Origin of the sequence: Streptomyces sp. MnatMP-M17, assembly GCF_900091995.1 — a bacterium.
Classification (GTDB): Bacteria; Actinomycetota; Actinomycetes; order Streptomycetales; family Streptomycetaceae; genus Streptomyces.
Genome location: NZ_FMDK01000802.1, coordinates 1 through 4,331, shown reverse-complemented (window position 1 = coordinate 4,331; position 4,331 = coordinate 1). Strand labels below are relative to the sequence as shown.

General features: G+C 68.1%; 3 protein-coding genes. 1 reads left to right on the top strand and 2 read right to left on the bottom strand.

Annotation, left to right across the window (positions count from 1 at the left end; translation table 11 throughout):
- Window positions 1-185 precede the first annotated feature (185 nt).
- Together GA0115259_RS30935 and GA0115259_RS30930 are read right to left on the bottom strand one after the other, a co-directional pair.
- Window positions 186-1,514, bottom strand: a complete 1,329-nt coding sequence (locus GA0115259_RS30935; RefSeq protein ID WP_093603133.1) for a class I SAM-dependent RNA methyltransferase — start codon at window positions 1,512-1,514, stop codon at window positions 186-188.
- Between the two features lie 111 nt (window positions 1,515-1,625).
- Complete coding sequence (locus GA0115259_RS30930; protein ID WP_093603131.1) at window positions 1,626-3,701, bottom strand: APC family permease; 2,076 nt, start codon at window positions 3,699-3,701, stop codon at window positions 1,626-1,628.
- A gap of 227 nt (window positions 3,702-3,928) precedes the next feature.
- Between GA0115259_RS30930 and GA0115259_RS30925 the strand changes: the two genes are divergently transcribed.
- Window positions 3,929-4,331 (top strand): potassium channel family protein (locus tag GA0115259_RS30925; protein ID WP_141716760.1); only part of this gene is annotated, 403 nt, incomplete at its 3' end.

Here is a 4,331-nt window from a genome sequence, read left to right as displayed (position 1 = left end):
TTCATACCAGGACAACGACAATCACCAGCTCAGGACACGAACCGCTGCTGGAGTACTAGGAGGCGCCCTCGATAGCCGGCCACCAGGTTGCCCAAGAAGCCGCCCTGACGCCCCATCAGAATGAGCGTCAAGATATCGCTCGTCACGCCCACACCACGCATATTGCGCACGCGCAAAACCGCAGCTCAGGCGCCCTTCCCTGCCGGCTCCAAAATCGCCACGCACTCCACGTGGTGCGTCATCGGGAAGAGGTCGAAGGCGCGCAGGGTGCGGGGGCGGTAGGCGCCTTCGCGGAAGTAGGCGAGGTCGCGGGCGAGGGCTGCCGGGTCGCAGGCTACGTAGGCGATACGGCGCGCGCCCAGGGTGGAGAGGTGTTTGACGGTCTGTTTGCCGGCGCCCGCGCGCGGCGGGTCCAGGACGATCAGGTCCGTCTCGGTGATCCGGGTGCGCGGCAGGACCTGGTCGACCTTGCCCTGTTCGATACGGACCCTGGGCATGTCCTGGAGGTTGTGCCGGGCGTCCTCCACCGCGCGCTTGCCGGACTCGATGCCCAGCACCGCGCCGGTCTCCCCGACGCGCTCCGCGATCGCTCCGGCGAACAGGCCCACTCCGCAGTACAGATCGAGCGCGGTCTCGCCCTTCCTCGGCATCAGGCCCTGCATCACGGCCTCGACCAGCAGTTGGGGAGCGCTCGGGTGCACCTGCCAGAAGCCGCCCATACCGACGCGGTACGTACGGCCGTCGGCGCGCTCGCGCACAAAGGCGCGGCCGTGCACCCGGTGCACTCCGCCGTCGTGCTCCTCCACGCGCAGTACGGACACGGGCCTGTCCAGCTCCACCAGCGGCAGCCGGCCGCCCTCCCGCGGAGTGAGGATCACCTGGCGGTCGCCGGAGCCCGAGGCCGCGATCGCCTCGACCGTGGCGATCTGCGGCCACTCGCGCCGCTCGATGCCCAGTTCGCTGACGCCCTCCGTGGCGATCATGCAGTGCTCGACCGGTTCGACATCGTGCGAGCGGTGCCGGCGCAGCCCAGCGCGCCCGTTCTCGTCGATCGCGTACTGCACGCGCGAGCGCCACGCGGGAACCTCGCCCGTCGGCAGCTTGTCGCCCGGCGCGGGCATGACGGTCCCGTCCCAGCCCGCCTCCTCGGGGGTGAGGCCCGCGAGCCGGTGCAGTTGCTCGGCGATGACCTCGCCCTTGAAGCGCCGCTGGGCGCCGGGCTTGGCGTGCTGCCAGTCGCAGCCGCCGCAGCGCCCGGGACCGGCGTACGGACAGGGCGCCTCGACCCGGTCCTTGGAGGCGTCGATGATCTCCACCGCGTCCGCGCGCAGGAAACGGGAGTCCTCGTCGCCCTCGGTCACCCGGACACGGACCTTCTCGCCGGGCAGGGCGTGCCGCACGAAGAGGACCCGGCCCTCGTCGGTACGGGCGACGCAGTGGCCGCCGTGCGCGACGGGGCCCACCTCGACCTCGTACTCCTCCCCGATCAGCGAAGCCTGCGGTTCTGTGTTCATGGCGGGGTGGCTCCAAAGGATCAAGAGGTGCGAGGGACATCGATAGCGATACTGCGAAGCACCAGCCCACCAGTCTACGTGCGCGTCACCCCGCCACCCGCCACACGCAGGTCAGCCTTTGTCCTTCCCGCCGGAAGCGGTGCCCGCGTTCCCCGACTCCCTCGGCCGCGCGTCCACAGGCCCTCGCCGTACCGATCCCGGCGCGCTGTACACCCGGCGCTTCTTCGCCCGCTGCTTCGCCAGCTCCGACGATTCGAGCTGATACGGAACCGACGTCACCATCACGCCGGGCGTGAAGAGCAGCCGTCCCTTGAGCCGCAGCGCGCTCTGGTTGTGCAGCAGATGCTCGTACCACCGGCCGACCACATACTCCGGGATGTAGACACTGATCGCGTCCCGCGGATTCTCGGTCCGCAGGCCGCGTACGTACTCGATGACCGGCCGCGTGATCTCGCGGTACGGGGAGTCGAGGATCTTCAGCGGCACATTGATGCCACGCCGCTCCCACTCCTCCCTGAGCGCCTTCGTCTCAGCCGGATCGACGCTGATGCTGAGCGCCTCCAAGGTGTCCGAGCGCATCAGCTTGGCGTACGCGAGCGCCCGCAGCGTGGGCTTGTGGACCTTGGAGACCAGCACGATGGAGTGCACGCGGGAGGGCCGGACGCTGTCGTCGGACGGGCCCTCCTCGGCGGCGATCTCGTCGGAGACCCGGTCGTAGTGCTTACGGATCGCGGTCATCGTTCCGTAGAAGATCACCATGCCGAGCAGCGCGACCCAGGCGCCATGGGTGAACTTGGTGGCGAGGACGACGATCAGCACCAGTCCCGTGAAGAAGGCACCGAAGGTGTTGATCGCGCGCGAGCGGATCATATGGCGGCGCTTGGCCACGTTCCGCTCGGTCTTGAGATGGCGGTTCCAGTGCCGGACCATACCGGTCTGGCTGAGCGTGAAGGAGACGAAGACACCGACGATGTAGAGCTGGATCAGCCGGGTCGAGTCCGCGCCGTACAGGCCCACCAGCAGAGCCGCGGCGCCCGCCAGCAGCACGATGCCGTTGGAGAACGCCAGCCGGTCGCCGCGGGTATGGAGCTGCCTCGGCAGATAGCGGTCCTGCGCGAGGATCGAGCCGAGCAGCGGGAAGCCGTTGTACGCGGTGTTGGCGGCCAGGAAGAGGACGAGCGCGGTGGCCGCGGCGAGGAGGACGAAAAAGAACGTGCCGTTGCCGAAGACGGCGGCGGCGACCTGGGAGATCACCGGGTTCTGCACATAGCCCGAGCCGACGGGAACGCCGTTCCTGAGCAGATCCGTCCCTGGGCTCTCGGCCATCTTCACATCGGTGACCATGGCCAGGGCGATGATGCCGCAGAACATGGTGACGGCGAGACCGCCCATCAGGGCGAGCGTCGTCGCCGCGTTCCTGCTCTTCGGCTTGCGGAAGGCCGGCACACCATTGCTGATCGCCTCCACGCCGGTCAGCGCGGCACAGCCGGAGGAGAAGGCCCGCAGCAGCAGGAAGACGAGCGCGAAGCCGGCCAGTCCCTGTTCCTCGGGCTTGATCTGGAAGTCGGCGGTCGGCGCCTTCATGGTGTCGCCGAACGCCAGTCCGCGGATCGCGCCCCAGGCGATCATGATGAACACGGCGCCGACGAAGACATACGTCGGAATCGCGAAGAGTTTCCCGGACTCGCGGACACCGCGCAGATTCATCAGCGTCAGCAGCACGATTATCGCGATGGCGCAGAGGACCTTGTTCTCCACGACGAAGGGAATCGCGGAGCCGAGGTTCTCCACACCGGAGGAGATCGACACGGCCACGGTCAGTACATAGTCGACGAGCAGCGCGCTGGCGACGGTGAGACCGGCCTTGGGGCCGAGGTTGGTGGTGGCCACCTCGTAGTCGCCGCCACCGCTCGGGTAGGCGTGCACGTTCTGCCGGTAGGAGGCGACCACGGTGAACATGAGCACCACGACGGCCACAGCGATCCACGGGCTGAAGTGGTAGGCCGACACACCCGCGATGGACAGGACCAGGAGGACTTCTCCCGGCGCGTACGCCACCGAGGACAGCGGGTCGGAGGCGAAGACGGGCAGCGCGATGCGTTTGGGGAGGAGCGTTTCCCCAAGTCTGTCGCTACGCAGCGCCCGCCCGATCAGAATCCGTTTGGGCACGTCGGTCAGTTTGGACACGACAGGATGCTATGCGTTCGAACAGCCGCCCGTGCGGGCAGCACCCCTCTCTCTTGTCAGGTCGTGCCCCACCGTGGATGACTGGATTGTCACCCCTGCCGCATAAGCTCGACCCAGGGAATCGTCGTACACGGTGTCCCGCTTGGTGCCCGGCAGGTCGAGAAGGAAGAGTGAACAGGGTGTTTTCGCAGGTCAGCAAGGCGACCAGGAGTGCGGGGTAAATCCACGTGCACATCGTCATCATGGGCTGCGGCCGGGTGGGAGCCGCACTCGCGCAGACCCTGGAGCAACAGGGGCACACAGTCGCCGTCATCGACCAGGACCCCACCGCGTTCCGCCGGCTCGGCTCGGGTTTCGGCGGCCGTCGCGTCAGCGGGGTCGGGTTCGACCAGGACACCCTGCGCGAGGCGGGGATCGAGGAAGCCGGCGCCTTCGCGGCGGTGAGCAGCGGAGACAACTCCAACATCATCGCCGCGCGCGTGGCCCGCGAGATGTTCGGCATAGAGAATGTCGCCGCCCGTATCTACGATCCGCGGCGTGCCGAGGTCTATCAGCGGCTGGGCATTCCGACCGTGGCCACGGTCCGCTGGACCGCCGACCAGATGCTGCGCCGGCTGCTGCCGTCGGGGG

Bases quoted from the DNA above. Each gene is read 5' to 3' on its own strand.
- GA0115259_RS30935 (WP_093603133.1), bottom strand. From the start codon at position 1,514: ATGAACACAGAACCGCAGGCTTCGCTGATCGGGGAGGAGTACGAGGTC.